This is a genomic window from Pararhizobium sp. IMCC21322, from assembly GCF_030758295.1.
GTDB lineage: Bacteria > Pseudomonadota > Alphaproteobacteria > Rhizobiales.
In genome coordinates, this window is record NZ_CP132335.1 from 3,579,993 (window position 1) to 3,598,926 (window position 18,934).

At 52.3% G+C, this 18,934-nt stretch carries 3 protein-coding genes; all 3 read left to right on the plus strand.

What is annotated here, in order from left to right; genetic code table 11:
- Position 1 precedes the first annotated feature (1 nt).
- The 3 genes from RAL91_RS16855 (at position 2) to RAL91_RS16865 (ending at position 18,845) form a co-directional block, all read left to right on the plus strand.
- A complete protein-coding gene (locus RAL91_RS16855; protein WP_306257416.1) occupies positions 2 to 628 on the plus strand; it encodes a ribbon-helix-helix domain-containing protein in 627 nt (208 codons plus the stop codon).
- A gap of 27 nt (positions 629 to 655) precedes the next feature.
- Positions 656 to 1,792, plus strand: coding sequence for an ABC transporter substrate-binding protein (locus tag RAL91_RS16860; RefSeq protein WP_306257417.1), 1,137 nt, complete (start codon positions 656 to 658; stop codon positions 1,790 to 1,792).
- Between the two features lie 184 nt (positions 1,793 to 1,976).
- A complete protein-coding gene (locus RAL91_RS16865; protein ID WP_306257418.1) occupies positions 1,977 to 18,845 on the plus strand; it encodes an Ig-like domain-containing protein in 16,869 nt (5,622 codons plus the stop codon).
- Positions 18,846 to 18,934 lie beyond the last annotated feature (89 nt).

The window sequence follows — 18,934 nt, forward strand, 5'->3', positions numbered from 1 at the left end:
GATGACAGGTAAAGCCAATCTTTCCCGAACTGCACTCCCGTCACTGGAGAATTTTGCGCCGCTGACTGAACCCGAATTTCATACGGTGATGGTCGATAAAAAGCGGCGGGGTATTCGCCTTGAAAGGATATTTTGGGAAACTTTGACCCTTATGGCTGGGGATCATGGCTTGAAACGGGCCGAACTTATCAACAAGATCATTCTGGACAATTCCGGCCAACCTGAAAACCTGGCCAGCCTTCTTCGCTGCTATGTTGCCTATGTATCGGAATCCAACAGAAGCACGGCTGTCGCTCAACTGCAGGAAGCTATCCGACAATTCCAACAAGCACCTGTGGCATCATTTTCAATTGATAGGCACAAGAAACTGCAACAGGTCAATCAGGATTTTGTACGGTTTTTACGTGTCATTTCCGGCAGTATGAACCGGGATATTTCGGGCGATGTCGTCAAACTTGTCCTTGACACTCCATTGGAGCAATTATTTGATCGGCTGTTGGGGACAAGCGATGCTGTGGAATGTGGCTATTCTGTACAAGTTGACGATAGAAAACGCCGAGGTGTTTCGAAAGTGACGGTCGTGTCTGCAATGCATGAGTATGCTTTGGTCGGATTTATACAAAACTGAATGGCGGCACGCATAATGGAAATTCTGATGACATTGTTAAACGCGTTCAACCGCAGCCGACATACTGCGCTCCTGTTACCAAAACTGCTTGTATCGACACTGTTTTTGTCGTTGCTGCTGCTGGGCAGTTGTTCGAACGGAACCGTTTTCACCCAGGATATTAAAGGTAGTGATCAACCCTCCGACGAAACAGTTGGCGCAGGTTCAGTTCTGGTTGGTTTGTTGGCCTATTCCGCACCTATAAATCTGAGCGATGGCTCTGCGAACGCAGTCCAGTTGGCTGGTCGGCTGGCAGCCGAGCAATTATCTGGAGGGCCCGTTACACTGGTGGTTCGCCATTCGCAGGGGGATGCTGCATCTGTTCAAAAAGCTGCAACTGACTTCATTACAGCCGGGGTAGACGTGGTGATTGGGCCACAAAGTGGTGCGTCGGCCGTTGAGCTGGCGAAATTTCTGTCTTTGCAGGAGATACCTGTCCTGTCACTGGCTCAGGCCGCAAATCCCCAAATCGGTTTATATGCAGCCGGCATGAACTATCGCGAAGAAGCTATAGCGACAGTGGCCGAAATGCTCCGTCGCGGTTATAAGACCATCTATATAATCGAAGCCGCTGCCTCTGTGTCGCAAGTCTATTCTCGCCAGCTGAATGAACAGGCAAAACGGGCGGGCTTAACAGTCAAGACGATTGTGTTTACATCCAACTCCGCGCTTCCGCAGACCGTTATTGCAGCGATATCCGCAGATATTTCCCCAACAACTGCCATTGCATTCGCCATCGGACCAAAGCGTGCAAATGACTTTCTGGCAATATTGACGCCGCCTGCCAATACAACAATCAATGTTGTCGGGAACAGCGGCTGGTCCATCCCAAGGTCAGGATTGGACCGGTTACGCGGTGCCTGGTTTCCAACTTTTTCCGGACAACAATTGGCGAGCTTTATTCAGAAATTCCAGAAATCATTTAAAGCGGTTCCAACTCTGGAAAGCATCATTGTTTATGACCTCGTGGTGCTGTCGGGTGCACTCCCGCAATTGGCCGGCGATGCTGCGTTTACCCCTGAAGTTTTGAAGAATGAGCAAGGATTTTCCGGGCAATCCGGAACCTTCGTCTTTACCCCCCTGGGGCGGGCCTCACGAGAATTCATCATCACAACAGTAAATTGAATCTGCTCCAGCGCCAATATCCAATAATTACATAATATATTATGTTTTTTTATTAGGGTTAATGAATCATCTTCGCAAAAGGCATAATATGAAATGCTTTTGATGGTTTGTAAATTTGCATCCGCTAGACCGCCCAACTATCCTTAACAACTGATTAACATTGTCGAGTTGTGTGGAGTTGCGTATGGCCGTGAATAATGATTTAGAGGGTCAATCCTCTTCTGTTGACGCCTTGAACGATGTTTCTGAAGCTGAATGGCAGATAGCTCAGGTTGAGCCTCAGACCGTCACCTCTGATGAGGCAGACGACGCACAGGACCCTGACAGTCAGTCGGCAAGCACGAATTCTGAAGCTGTCTCTGCTGACGACACGCCCCCGGCAATTGTCGAGTTTTCGATTGATGACGAGAATGCCGTACGTCTGCCTGCAGATGCGAATCTCGGCGATTTGCGCCTCAATGGCAACAATCTGGAATTGGTCCAGCCGGATGGCTCCATTTTTGTTATTCTGCAAGGCGCCATTCAGGGCCTGACTATCTATCTGGGAGACGTGCAACTCCCCTCGGAAACAGTTGCGGCCCTCTTCCAGGCCAACAACATACAACCTGCCGCTGGTCCCGATGTGGCCGCAGAACAACCCGCAGAGCAACCTTTGCCGGAAGGCCGCGGAGCCTATCAGGACAGCTCGCAAGGCTCAATTGGCGATGGCATTGGTATTACATCACTGTTGCCACCCACAGCACTTGCGTTTGTAGAACCGGAACAGGAAGAGCTGTTTGAAGGCATTCCGGAGGAAGAAAACGGCGATCCTACGGCTCCACTTTTGGAAGCAGGCGCTGGCGCATTTGTAGACGAGCAAGCACTTTTTGATGGGTCAAACCCCTCCAGCCCTCTGGAAAAGACGTCTGGGAATCTGGCAATTTCAACGGGTCCCAATACCGTCAGCACCCTGTTTATCGATGGCGTTGACGTAACCAATGGCGGCACTGTCACAACAGGTACTTATGGCACGTTGGTGGTCACCGGCTCTCCGTCCACTGGGTATTCCTGGGAATATACTCTCGACGACAACACGACAGACCACCCTGATGACACATCTACCGGATCTTCAGAAGGCATCTCTGACGAATTCACCATCGTCCTGACAGCCAGTAACGGGCTTTCCACAAGTGACACGCTGCAAGTGGATGTGCTGGATGACGGGCCAACAGCCACTGCCGATACCGGCGCGGTCAATGAAGGCGCCCTTTTAACCGTTCTGGTCGGCGATGGTGTGCTCACCAATGATGAAGGCGGCGCTGATGGCCTGGCCTCCACCGCCATTCAAGGTGTCATATCAGCGGTAGGTGTCGATCCCACGGATGATGTCTCTGGCGGTGTTGGCGCTTCTATTCTTGGAGAACACGGCACACTCATTCTGGCAGCCGATGGCTCTTATACCTATCAATCAACAGCCAATGCCATCACAGGCAATGAGACCGATGTCTTCGTCTATACAATCATTGATGGCGATGGTGATCTGTCGACCACAACACTCACCATCAATCTCACTGATGGCACTGTGGTTGCCCCCGATGACGATGATGTCACGGTCTATGAATCCGGCATGGATACAGCACAAACGGCTCCTGATATTGCTGCAAGCAGTGTCACTGGCTCCATTCCAACTGATACAACCGAGACCGATGCCACCAATCAGCTCAATGCAAGTGGCGGATTTCCAGCCATTACCTATGCCCTGCAGACCGGCGACAATGCCGTCACAGCAGGAACCTATGGCTCCATCCAGATCGCAACAAATGGCTCATATGTCTATACGCTGACAGCTCCCGTCACCTCAACGTCTGGTGATGATGGCAACAATACGGAAGTCGCCGAGAGCTTCACCTATGTGGCAACAGATGCAAACGGCAACACATCAACAGGAACCATCACCGTCAATATCGTCGATGATGTGCCAACAGCCACTGCCGATACCGGCGCGGTCAATGAAGGCGCCCTTTTAACCGTTCTGGTCGGCGATGGTGTGCTCACCAATGATGAAGGCGGCGCTGATGGCCTGGCCTCCACCGCCATTCAAGGTGTCATATCAGCGGTAGGTGTCGATCCCACGGATGATGTCTCTGGCGGTGTTGGCGCTTCTATTCTTGGAGAACACGGCACACTCATTCTGGCAGCCGATGGCTCTTATACCTATCAATCAACAGCCAATGCCATCACAGGCAATGAGACCGATGTCTTCGTCTATACAATCATTGATGGCGATGGTGATCTGTCGACCACAACACTCACCATCAATCTCACTGATGGCACTGTGGTTGCCCCCGATGACGATGATGTCACGGTCTATGAATCCGGCATGGATACAGCACAAACGGCTCCTGATATTGCTGCAAGCAGTGTCACTGGCTCCATTCCAACTGATACAACCGAGACCGATGCCACCAATCAGCTCAATGCAAGTGGCGGATTTCCAGCCATTACCTATGCCCTGCAGACCGGCGACAATGCCGTCACAGCAGGAACCTATGGCTCCATCCAGATCGCAACAAATGGCTCATATGTCTATACGCTGACAGCTCCCGTCACCTCAACGTCTGGTGATGATGGCAACAATACGGAAGTCGCCGAGAGCTTCACCTATGTGGCAACAGATGCAAACGGCAACACATCAACAGGAACCATCACCGTCAATATCGTCGATGATGTGCCAACAGCCACTGCCGATACCGGCGCGGTCAATGAAGGCGCCCTTTTAACCGTTCTGGTCGGCGATGGTGTGCTCACCAATGATGAAGGCGGCGCTGATGGCCTGGCCTCCACCGCCATTCAAGGTGTCATATCAGCGGTAGGTGTCGATCCCACGGATGATGTCTCTGGCGGTGTTGGCGCTTCTATTCTTGGAGAACACGGCACACTCATTCTGGCAGCCGATGGCTCTTATACCTATCAATCAACAGCCAATGCCATCACAGGCAATGAGACCGATGTCTTCGTCTATACAATCATTGATGGCGATGGTGATCTGTCGACCACAACACTCACCATCAATCTCACTGATGGCACTGTGGTTGCCCCCGATGACGATGATGTCACGGTCTATGAATCCGGCATGGATACAGCACAAACGGCTCCTGATATTGCTGCAAGCAGTGTCACTGGCTCCATTCCAACTGATACAACCGAGACCGATGCCACCAATCAGCTCAATGCAAGTGGCGGATTTCCAGCCATTACCTATGCCCTGCAGACCGGCGACAATGCCGTCACAGCAGGAACCTATGGCTCCATCCAGATCGCAACAAATGGCTCATATGTCTATACGCTGACAGCTCCCGTCACCTCAACGTCTGGTGATGATGGCAACAATACGGAAGTCGCCGAGAGCTTCACCTATGTGGCAACAGATGCAAACGGCAACACATCAACAGGAACCATCACCGTCAATATCGTCGATGATGTGCCAACAGCCACTGCCGATACCGGCGCGGTCAATGAAGGCGCCCTTTTAACCGTTCTGGTCGGCGATGGTGTGCTCACCAATGATGAAGGCGGCGCTGATGGCCTGGCCTCCACCGCCATTCAAGGTGTCATATCAGCGGTAGGTGTCGATCCCACGGATGATGTCTCTGGCGGTGTTGGCGCTTCTATTCTTGGAGAACACGGCACACTCATTCTGGCAGCCGATGGCTCTTATACCTATCAATCAACAGCCAATGCCATCACAGGCAATGAGACCGATGTCTTCGTCTATACAATCATTGATGGCGATGGTGATCTGTCGACCACAACACTCACCATCAATCTCACTGATGGCACTGTGGTTGCCCCCGATGACGATGATGTCACGGTCTATGAATCCGGCATGGATACAGCACAAACGGCTCCTGATATTGCTGCAAGCAGTGTCACTGGCTCCATTCCAACTGATACAACCGAGACCGATGCCACCAATCAGCTCAATGCAAGTGGCGGATTTCCAGCCATTACCTATGCCCTGCAGACCGGCGACAATGCCGTCACAGCAGGAACCTATGGCTCCATCCAGATCGCAACAAATGGCTCATATGTCTATACGCTGACAGCTCCCGTCACCTCAACGTCTGGTGATGATGGCAACAATACGGAAGTCGCCGAGAGCTTCACCTATGTGGCAACAGATGCAAACGGCAACACATCAACAGGAACCATCACCGTCAATATCGTCGATGATGTGCCAACAGCCACTGCCGATACCGGCGCGGTCAATGAAGGCGCCCTTTTAACCGTTCTGGTCGGCGATGGTGTGCTCACCAATGATGAAGGCGGCGCTGATGGCCTGGCCTCCACCGCCATTCAAGGTGTCATATCAGCGGTAGGTGTCGATCCCACGGATGATGTCTCTGGCGGTGTTGGCGCTTCTATTCTTGGAGAACACGGCACACTCATTCTGGCAGCCGATGGCTCTTATACCTATCAATCAACAGCCAATGCCATCACAGGCAATGAGACCGATGTCTTCGTCTATACAATCATTGATGGCGATGGTGATCTGTCGACCACAACACTCACCATCAATCTCACTGATGGCACTGTGGTTGCCCCCGATGACGATGATGTCACGGTCTATGAATCCGGCATGGATACAGCACAAACGGCTCCTGATATTGCTGCAAGCAGTGTCACTGGCTCCATTCCAACTGATACAACCGAGACCGATGCCACCAATCAGCTCAATGCAAGTGGCGGATTTCCAGCCATTACCTATGCCCTGCAGACCGGCGACAATGCCGTCACAGCAGGAACCTATGGCTCCATCCAGATCGCAACAAATGGCTCATATGTCTATACGCTGACAGCTCCCGTCACCTCAACGTCTGGTGATGATGGCAACAATACGGAAGTCGCCGAGAGCTTCACCTATGTGGCAACAGATGCAAACGGCAACACATCAACAGGAACCATCACCGTCAATATCGTCGATGATGTGCCAACAGCCACTGCCGATACCGGCGCGGTCAATGAAGGCGCCCTTTTAACCGTTCTGGTCGGCGATGGTGTGCTCACCAATGATGAAGGCGGCGCTGATGGCCTGGCCTCCACCGCCATTCAAGGTGTCATATCAGCGGTAGGTGTCGATCCCACGGATGATGTCTCTGGCGGTGTTGGCGCTTCTATTCTTGGAGAACACGGCACACTCATTCTGGCAGCCGATGGCTCTTATACCTATCAATCAACAGCCAATGCCATCACAGGCAATGAGACCGATGTCTTCGTCTATACAATCATTGATGGCGATGGTGATCTGTCGACCACAACACTCACCATCAATCTCACTGATGGCACTGTGGTTGCCCCCGATGACGATGATGTCACGGTCTATGAATCCGGCATGGATACAGCACAAACGGCTCCTGATATTGCTGCAAGCAGTGTCACTGGCTCCATTCCAACTGATACAACCGAGACCGATGCCACCAATCAGCTCAATGCAAGTGGCGGATTTCCAGCCATTACCTATGCCCTGCAGACCGGCGACAATGCCGTCACAGCAGGAACCTATGGCTCCATCCAGATCGCAACAAATGGCTCATATGTCTATACGCTGACAGCTCCCGTCACCTCAACGTCTGGTGATGATGGCAACAATACGGAAGTCGCCGAGAGCTTCACCTATGTGGCAACAGATGCAAACGGCAACACATCAACAGGAACCATCACCGTCAATATCGTCGATGATGTGCCAACAGCCACTGCCGATACCGGCGCGGTCAATGAAGGCGCCCTTTTAACCGTTCTGGTCGGCGATGGTGTGCTCACCAATGATGAAGGCGGCGCTGATGGCCTGGCCTCCACCGCCATTCAAGGTGTCATATCAGCGGTAGGTGTCGATCCCACGGATGATGTCTCTGGCGGTGTTGGCGCTTCTATTCTTGGAGAACACGGCACACTCATTCTGGCAGCCGATGGCTCTTATACCTATCAATCAACAGCCAATGCCATCACAGGCAATGAGACCGATGTCTTCGTCTATACAATCATTGATGGCGATGGTGATCTGTCGACCACAACACTCACCATCAATCTCACTGATGGCACTGTGGTTGCCCCCGATGACGATGATGTCACGGTCTATGAATCCGGCATGGATACAGCACAAACGGCTCCTGATATTGCTGCAAGCAGTGTCACTGGCTCCATTCCAACTGATACAACCGAGACCGATGCCACCAATCAGCTCAATGCAAGTGGCGGATTTCCAGCCATTACCTATGCCCTGCAGACCGGCGACAATGCCGTCACAGCAGGAACCTATGGCTCCATCCAGATCGCAACAAATGGCTCATATGTCTATACGCTGACAGCTCCCGTCACCTCAACGTCTGGTGATGATGGCAACAATACGGAAGTCGCCGAGAGCTTCACCTATGTGGCAACAGATGCAAACGGCAACACATCAACAGGAACCATCACCGTCAATATCGTCGATGATGTGCCAACAGCCACTGCCGATACCGGCGCGGTCAATGAAGGCGCCCTTTTAACCGTTCTGGTCGGCGATGGTGTGCTCACCAATGATGAAGGCGGCGCTGATGGCCTGGCCTCCACCGCCATTCAAGGTGTCATATCAGCGGTAGGTGTCGATCCCACGGATGATGTCTCTGGCGGTGTTGGCGCTTCTATTCTTGGAGAACACGGCACACTCATTCTGGCAGCCGATGGCTCTTATACCTATCAATCAACAGCCAATGCCATCACAGGCAATGAGACCGATGTCTTCGTCTATACAATCATTGATGGCGATGGTGATCTGTCGACCACAACACTCACCATCAATCTCACTGATGGCACTGTGGTTGCCCCCGATGACGATGATGTCACGGTCTATGAATCCGGCATGGATACAGCACAAACGGCTCCTGATATTGCTGCAAGCAGTGTCACTGGCTCCATTCCAACTGATACAACCGAGACCGATGCCACCAATCAGCTCAATGCAAGTGGCGGATTTCCAGCCATTACCTATGCCCTGCAGACCGGCGACAATGCCGTCACAGCAGGAACCTATGGCTCCATCCAGATCGCAACAAATGGCTCATATGTCTATACGCTGACAGCTCCCGTCACCTCAACGTCTGGTGATGATGGCAACAATACGGAAGTCGCCGAGAGCTTCACCTATGTGGCAACAGATGCAAACGGCAACACATCAACAGGAACCATCACCGTCAATATCGTCGATGATGTGCCAACAGCCACTGCCGATACCGGCGCGGTCAATGAAGGCGCCCTTTTAACCGTTCTGGTCGGCGATGGTGTGCTCACCAATGATGAAGGCGGCGCTGATGGCCTGGCCTCCACCGCCATTCAAGGTGTCATATCAGCGGTAGGTGTCGATCCCACGGATGATGTCTCTGGCGGTGTTGGCGCTTCTATTCTTGGAGAACACGGCACACTCATTCTGGCAGCCGATGGCTCTTATACCTATCAATCAACAGCCAATGCCATCACAGGCAATGAGACCGATGTCTTCGTCTATACAATCATTGATGGCGATGGTGATCTGTCGACCACAACACTCACCATCAATCTCACTGATGGCACTGTGGTTGCCCCCGATGACGATGATGTCACGGTCTATGAATCCGGCATGGATACAGCACAAACGGCTCCTGATATTGCTGCAAGCAGTGTCACTGGCTCCATTCCAACTGATACAACCGAGACCGATGCCACCAATCAGCTCAATGCAAGTGGCGGATTTCCAGCCATTACCTATGCCCTGCAGACCGGCGACAATGCCGTCACAGCAGGAACCTATGGCTCCATCCAGATCGCAACAAATGGCTCATATGTCTATACGCTGACAGCTCCCGTCACCTCAACGTCTGGTGATGATGGCAACAATACGGAAGTCGCCGAGAGCTTCACCTATGTGGCAACAGATGCAAACGGCAACACATCAACAGGAACCATCACCGTCAATATCGTCGATGATGTGCCAACAGCCACTGCCGATACCGGCGCGGTCAATGAAGGCGCCCTTTTAACCGTTCTGGTCGGCGATGGTGTGCTCACCAATGATGAAGGCGGCGCTGATGGCCTGGCCTCCACCGCCATTCAAGGTGTCATATCAGCGGTAGGTGTCGATCCCACGGATGATGTCTCTGGCGGTGTTGGCGCTTCTATTCTTGGAGAACACGGCACACTCATTCTGGCAGCCGATGGCTCTTATACCTATCAATCAACAGCCAATGCCATCACAGGCAATGAGACCGATGTCTTCGTCTATACAATCATTGATGGCGATGGTGATCTGTCGACCACAACACTCACCATCAATCTCACTGATGGCACTGTGGTTGCCCCCGATGACGATGATGTCACGGTCTATGAATCCGGCATGGATACAGCACAAACGGCTCCTGATATTGCTGCAAGCAGTGTCACTGGCTCCATTCCAACTGATACAACCGAGACCGATGCCACCAATCAGCTCAATGCAAGTGGCGGATTTCCAGCCATTACCTATGCCCTGCAGACCGGCGACAATGCCGTCACAGCAGGAACCTATGGCTCCATCCAGATCGCAACAAATGGCTCATATGTCTATACGCTGACAGCTCCCGTCACCTCAACGTCTGGTGATGATGGCAACAATACGGAAGTCGCCGAGAGCTTCACCTATGTGGCAACAGATGCAAACGGCAACACATCAACAGGAACCATCACCGTCAATATCGTCGATGATGTGCCAACAGCCACTGCCGATACCGGCGCGGTCAATGAAGGCGCCCTTTTAACCGTTCTGGTCGGCGATGGTGTGCTCACCAATGATGAAGGCGGCGCTGATGGCCTGGCCTCCACCGCCATTCAAGGTGTCATATCAGCGGTAGGTGTCGATCCCACGGATGATGTCTCTGGCGGTGTTGGCGCTTCTATTCTTGGAGAACACGGCACACTCATTCTGGCAGCCGATGGCTCTTATACCTATCAATCAACAGCCAATGCCATCACAGGCAATGAGACCGATGTCTTCGTCTATACAATCATTGATGGCGATGGTGATCTGTCGACCACAACACTCACCATCAATCTCACTGATGGCACTGTGGTTGCCCCCGATGACGATGATGTCACGGTCTATGAATCCGGCATGGATACAGCACAAACGGCTCCTGATATTGCTGCAAGCAGTGTCACTGGCTCCATTCCAACTGATACAACCGAGACCGATGCCACCAATCAGCTCAATGCAAGTGGCGGATTTCCAGCCATTACCTATGCCCTGCAGACCGGCGACAATGCCGTCACAGCAGGAACCTATGGCTCCATCCAGATCGCAACAAATGGCTCATATGTCTATACGCTGACAGCTCCCGTCACCTCAACGTCTGGTGATGATGGCAACAATACGGAAGTCGCCGAGAGCTTCACCTATGTGGCAACAGATGCAAACGGCAACACATCAACAGGAACCATCACCGTCAATATCGTCGATGATGTGCCAACAGCCACTGCCGATACCGGCGCGGTCAATGAAGGCGCCCTTTTAACCGTTCTGGTCGGCGATGGTGTGCTCACCAATGATGAAGGCGGCGCTGATGGCCTGGCCTCCACCGCCATTCAAGGTGTCATATCAGCGGTAGGTGTCGATCCCACGGATGATGTCTCTGGCGGTGTTGGCGCTTCTATTCTTGGAGAACACGGCACACTCATTCTGGCAGCCGATGGCTCTTATACCTATCAATCAACAGCCAATGCCATCACAGGCAATGAGACCGATGTCTTCGTCTATACAATCATTGATGGCGATGGTGATCTGTCGACCACAACACTCACCATCAATCTCACTGATGGCACTGTGGTTGCCCCCGATGACGATGATGTCACGGTCTATGAATCCGGCATGGATACAGCACAAACGGCTCCTGATATTGCTGCAAGCAGTGTCACTGGCTCCATTCCAACTGATACAACCGAGACCGATGCCACCAATCAGCTCAATGCAAGTGGCGGATTTCCAGCCATTACCTATGCCCTGCAGACCGGCGACAATGCCGTCACAGCAGGAACCTATGGCTCCATCCAGATCGCAACAAATGGCTCATATGTCTATACGCTGACAGCTCCCGTCACCTCAACGTCTGGTGATGATGGCAACAATACGGAAGTCGCCGAGAGCTTCACCTATGTGGCAACAGATGCAAACGGCAACACATCAACAGGAACCATCACCGTCAATATCGTCGATGATGTGCCAACAGCCACTGCCGATACCGGCGCGGTCAATGAAGGCGCCCTTTTAACCGTTCTGGTCGGCGATGGTGTGCTCACCAATGATGAAGGCGGCGCTGATGGCCTGGCCTCCACCGCCATTCAAGGTGTCATATCAGCGGTAGGTGTCGATCCCACGGATGATGTCTCTGGCGGTGTTGGCGCTTCTATTCTTGGAGAACACGGCACACTCATTCTGGCAGCCGATGGCTCTTATACCTATCAATCAACAGCCAATGCCATCACAGGCAATGAGACCGATGTCTTCGTCTATACAATCATTGATGGCGATGGTGATCTGTCGACCACAACACTCACCATCAATCTCACTGATGGCACTGTGGTTGCCCCCGATGACGATGATGTCACGGTCTATGAATCCGGCATGGATACAGCACAAACGGCTCCTGATATTGCTGCAAGCAGTGTCACTGGCTCCATTCCAACTGATACAACCGAGACCGATGCCACCAATCAGCTCAATGCAAGTGGCGGATTTCCAGCCATTACCTATGCCCTGCAGACCGGCGACAATGCCGTCACAGCAGGAACCTATGGCTCCATCCAGATCGCAACAAATGGCTCATATGTCTATACGCTGACAGCTCCCGTCACCTCAACGTCTGGTGATGATGGCAACAATACGGAAGTCGCCGAGAGCTTCACCTATGTGGCAACAGATGCAAACGGCAACACATCAACAGGAACCATCACCGTCAATATCGTCGATGATGTGCCAACAGCCACTGCCGATACCGGCGCGGTCAATGAAGGCGCCCTTTTAACCGTTCTGGTCGGCGATGGTGTGCTCACCAATGATGAAGGCGGCGCTGATGGCCTGGCCTCCACCGCCATTCAAGGTGTCATATCAGCGGTAGGTGTCGATCCCACGGATGATGTCTCTGGCGGTGTTGGCGCTTCTATTCTTGGAGAACACGGCACACTCATTCTGGCAGCCGATGGCTCTTATACCTATCAATCAACAGCCAATGCCATCACAGGCAATGAGACCGATGTCTTCGTCTATACAATCATTGATGGCGATGGTGATCTGTCGACCACAACACTCACCATCAATCTCACTGATGGCACTGTGGTTGCCCCCGATGACGATGATGTCACGGTCTATGAATCCGGCATGGATACAGCACAAACGGCTCCTGATATTGCTGCAAGCAGTGTCACTGGCTCCATTCCAACTGATACAACCGAGACCGATGCCACCAATCAGCTCAATGCAAGTGGCGGATTTCCAGCCATTACCTATGCCCTGCAGACCGGCGACAATGCCGTCACAGCAGGAACCTATGGCTCCATCCAGATCGCAACAAATGGCTCATATGTCTATACGCTGACAGCTCCCGTCACCTCAACGTCTGGTGATGATGGCAACAATACGGAAGTCGCCGAGAGCTTCACCTATGTGGCAACAGATGCAAACGGCAACACATCAACAGGAACCATCACCGTCAATATCGTCGATGATGTGCCAACAGCCACTGCCGATACCGGCGCGGTCAATGAAGGCGCCCTTTTAACCGTTCTGGTCGGCGATGGTGTGCTCACCAATGATGAAGGCGGCGCTGATGGCCTGGCCTCCACCGCCATTCAAGGTGTCATATCAGCGGTAGGTGTCGATCCCACGGATGATGTCTCTGGCGGTGTTGGCGCTTCTATTCTTGGAGAACACGGCACACTCATTCTGGCAGCCGATGGCTCTTATACCTATCAATCAACAGCCAATGCCATCACAGGCAATGAGACCGATGTCTTCGTCTATACAATCATTGATGGCGATGGTGATCTGTCGACCACAACACTCACCATCAATCTCACTGATGGCACTGTGGTTGCCCCCGATGACGATGATGTCACGGTCTATGAATCCGGCATGGATACAGCACAAACGGCTCCTGATATTGCTGCAAGCAGTGTCACTGGCTCCATTCCAACTGATACAACCGAGACCGATGCCACCAATCAGCTCAATGCAAGTGGCGGATTTCCAGCCATTACCTATGCCCTGCAGACCGGCGACAATGCCGTCACAGCAGGAACCTATGGCTCCATCCAGATCGCAACAAATGGCTCATATGTCTATACGCTGACAGCTCCCGTCACCTCAACGTCTGGTGATGATGGCAACAATACGGAAGTCGCCGAGAGCTTCACCTATGTGGCAACAGATGCAAACGGCAACACATCAACAGGAACCATCACCGTCAATATCGTCGATGATGTGCCAACAGCCACTGCCGATACCGGCGCGGTCAATGAAGGCGCCCTTTTAACCGTTCTGGTCGGCGATGGTGTGCTCACCAATGATGAAGGCGGCGCTGATGGCCTGGCCTCCACCGCCATTCAAGGTGTCATATCAGCGGTAGGTGTCGATCCCACGGATGATGTCTCTGGCGGTGTTGGCGCTTCTATTCTTGGAGAACACGGCACACTCATTCTGGCAGCCGATGGCTCTTATACCTATCAATCAACAGCCAATGCCATCACAGGCAATGAGACCGATGTCTTCGTCTATACAATCATTGATGGCGATGGTGATCTGTCGACCACAACACTCACCATCAATCTCACTGATGGCACTGTGGTTGCCCCCGATGACGATGATGTCACGGTCTATGAATCCGGCATGGATACAGCACAAACGGCTCCTGATATTGCTGCAAGCAGTGTCACTGGCTCCATTCCAACTGATACAACCGAGACCGATGCCACCAATCAGCTCAATGCAAGTGGCGGATTTCCAGCCATTACCTATGCCCTGCAGACCGGCGACAATGCCGTCACAGCAGGAACCTATGGCTCCATCCAGATCGCAACAAATGGCTCATATGTCTATACGCTGACAGCTCCCGTCACCTCAACGTCTGGTGATGATGGCAACAATACGGAAGTCGCCGAGAGCTTCACCTATGTGGCAACAGATGCAAACGGCAACACATCAACAGGAACCATCACCGTCAATATCGTCGATGATGTGCCAACAGCCACTGCCGATACCGGCGCGGTCAATGAAGGCGCCCTTTTAACCGTTCTGGTCGGCGATGGTGTGCTCACCAATGATGAAGGCGGCGCTGATGGCCTGGCCTCCACCGCCATTCAAGGTGTCATATCAGCGGTAGGTGTCGATCCCACGGATGATGTCTCTGGCGGTGTTGGCGCTTCTATTCTTGGAGAACACGGCACACTCATTCTGGCAGCCGATGGCTCTTATACCTATCAATCAACAGCCAATGCCATCACAGGCAATGAGACCGATGTCTTCGTCTATACAATCATTGATGGCGATGGTGATCTGTCGACCACAACACTCACCATCAATCTCACTGATGGCACTGTGGTTGCCCCCGATGACGATGATGTCACGGTCTATGAATCCGGCATGGATACAGCACAAACGGCTCCTGATATTGCTGCAAGCAGTGTCACTGGCTCCATTCCAACTGATACAACCGAGACCGATGCCACCAATCAGCTCAATGCAAGTGGCGGATTTCCAGCCATTACCTATGCCCTGCAGACCGGCGACAATGCCGTCACAGCAGGAACCTATGGCTCCATCCAGATCGCAACAAATGGCTCATATGTCTATACGCTGACAGCTCCCGTCACCTCAACGTCTGGTGATGATGGCAACAATACGGAAGTCGCCGAGAGCTTCACCTATGTGGCAACAGATGCAAACGGCAACACATCAACAGGAACCATCACCGTCAATATCGTCGATGATGTGCCAACAGCCACTGCCGATACCGGCGCGGTCAATGAAGGCGCCCTTTTAACCGTTCTGGTCGGCGATGGTGTGCTCACCAATGATGAAGGCGGCGCTGATGGCCTGGCCTCCACCGCCATTCAAGGTGTCATATCAGCGGTAGGTGTCGATCCCACGGATGATGTCTCTGGCGGTGTTGGCGCTTCTATTCTTGGAGAACACGGCACACTCATTCTGGCAGCCGATGGCTCTTATACCTATCAATCAACAGCCAATGCCATCACAGGCAATGAGACCGATGTCTTCGTCTATACAATCATTGATGGCGATGGTGATCTGTCGACCACAACACTCACCATCAATCTCACTGATGGCACTGTGGTTGCCCCCGATGACGATGATGTCACGGTCTATGAATCCGGCATGGATACAGCACAAACGGCTCCTGATATTGCTGCAAGCAGTGTCACTGGCTCCATTCCAACTGATACAACCGAGACCGATGCCACCAATCAGCTCAATGCAAGTGGCGGATTTCCAGCCATTACCTATGCCCTGCAGACCGGCGACAATGCCGTCACAGCAGGAACCTATGGCTCCATCCAGATCGCAACAAATGGCTCATATGTCTATACGCTGACAGCTCCCGTCACCTCAACGTCTGGTGATGATGGCAACAATACGGAAGTCGCCGAGAGCTTCACCTATGTGGCAACAGATGCAAACGGCAACACATCAACAGGAACCATCACCGTCAATATCGTCGATGATGTGCCAACAGCCACTGCCGATACCGGCGCGGTCAATGAAGGCGCCCTTTTAACCGTTCTGGTCGGCGATGGTGTGCTCACCAATGATGAAGGCGGCGCTGATGGCCTGGCCTCCACCGCCATTCAAGGTGTCATATCAGCGGTAGGTGTCGATCCCACGGATGATGTCTCTGGCGGTGTTGGCGCTTCTATTCTTGGAGAACACGGCACACTCATTCTGGCAGCCGATGGCTCTTATACCTATCAATCAACAGCCAATGCCATCACAGGCAATGAGACCGATGTCTTCGTCTATACAATCATTGATGGCGATGGTGATCTGTCGACCACAACACTCACCATCAATCTCACAAATGGCACTGATCCAACGGTCACTGCACCCATTACCTTGGTGCTCGATGATGAACATCTGGCGGATGGCTCTGATCCAACGGCTGATGACTTTGCCCAGGACACACTGACCTTCACACCTGGATCAAACGCCATTTCATCTATTGTCTTTGCAGCAGATCTCACCAACCTCACTGGCGGACTGACCTGGACACGGGTTTCCGACACACAGATTACAGGTACCGACGGGGTTGCTGGCCCCACCATTGTCACCCTTGATCTGTCGGTCTCCGGTGATGTGGCAACCGTTACAGCTACGCTCAATGATAATTATGACAGCCATCCAACTGTCAATGTGGACGATCTGCAAGATCTGGGCAGCGTCGGTGTGGTTGCGACAGATACCGGAGCAGCATCCGTAACCGGAACCGTCAATGTCGATGTCTCCGATGATCTGCCTTCCGCGTTTGTCGCGGATTTCGTCTATGCGGATGATGTGACCGGCTTTACTACGGTTGGCAATATTAATTTTGCTGACGTGGCTGGAGCGGATGGTGTTGGCAGTATTGGGTTTGACTTTGTTGAAGGTGCCGCAGCGCTTGACTCTGATGGCAATGCAATCAAGCTGAACGGAGATCCAATCTTCCTGTATGAAGGGGCCGACAGCACAATACTGGTTGGTGCAACCGGGGCCAATGCAACAACTGGCTTGGCCTTCACCATCGATCTGGATCCGGTCGCCGGAACCTATTCCTTCACCATTGATGAAGGCACAATTGCGAATGGCGAGACATCGAGCTTTAGCGATTTGAGCGGTGTAGGTGGTGGCAATAACCCTTTCTTTGCTCTGGGGGCCAACACAGCGGGCGGGAATGACATTCTCATAACCGGAAGTGGCTCGATAAATACAAATGCCAACAATATCGGTATTGGTAGCGGTCAGGATATTGATGCGGGTGAAATCATCCGGTTCGATTTCTTGACAAATATAACTGATGTGGACCCTGTGGTCGTCGCAGGGCCATACTACTCCCTAACCAGTTTTGCTCAGGAAATTGACAAAGTCAGTGGAAATCCGAACAACACAGCTGATTTTACTATAAAACTGATTGATGCAGATGAAGATTCAGATTTCTATGGTGACACTGGAGATACATTCATAACCGACAGTTTTACTGTCAAAATTTACAATGGTAATCCAGCCACCACGGGCGTACTGCAATCAACATTCAATTCGGTGGCAGGTGTAGCTATTGTTATTGGCGTAGATGAGGGCTGGTATTATGAAATTGAGTCGACTACCGCTTTTCAAGCGGTGCAACTAGAAGGCTTAATAGGAACCGACTCCTTCAAAGTAGGCGCAATTTCCATAGAAACGATCAACGCAATTGATCCGTTCACAATGGATGTGGCGCTTACTGGTGAAGATGGCGATGGGGACACAACGACTGGCGAGTTGGAAATCAACTTCCTGCCGCCTGCCCCCACAATCATCGGAACCGAAGGCGATGACAATCCTGTATCAGGCACATCAGGTGATGATTTTCTTCTGGGCCTTGGCGGCACAGATATTCTGACAGGTCTTGCCGGAGAGGATGTTCTGATCGGTGGCTCCGGCAGCGATACGATGACGGGTGGTGCTGATGCTGATACATTCATTATTGGCGCGGATTCGCTTGATCTTGCCATCAACGACGTCATCACGGATTACAGCGAGCCTGACGGAGACGAAATTGATCTGACCGAAATCCTTGGTGGGCTGGGATTGACCAATGCCGATGATCTTGATGCTGATGGTTTTGTCTCAGTCACAGGAGGTCCTGGCACATACACCATCGCGGTGGACAAGGATGGCACTGCTGGAACCGCGTACAGCGCTACCGATGTTGCAACCGTCACAGTTGCTGATGGAACGACCATATCGATCCTGTTTGACGACAACGAAACATCACAGGATGTATTGCTTTAGATCTGAAAACAATCAGGGCAGATGGTCGCCAAATGGCCATCTGCCCTGGAAATTTAAGTCAGATATGAGTTACCTCAGCTGAAAACCCG

Coding starts and splice junctions, on each gene's coding strand:
- RAL91_RS16865 (WP_306257418.1), top strand. CDS start 1,977: ATGGCCGTGAATAATGATTTAGAGGGTCAATCCTCTTCTGTTGACGCC.
- RAL91_RS16860 (WP_306257417.1), top strand. CDS start 656: ATGACATTGTTAAACGCGTTCAACCGCAGCCGACATACTGCGCTCCTG.
- RAL91_RS16855 (WP_306257416.1), top strand. CDS start 2: ATGACAGGTAAAGCCAATCTTTCCCGAACTGCACTCCCGTCACTGGAG.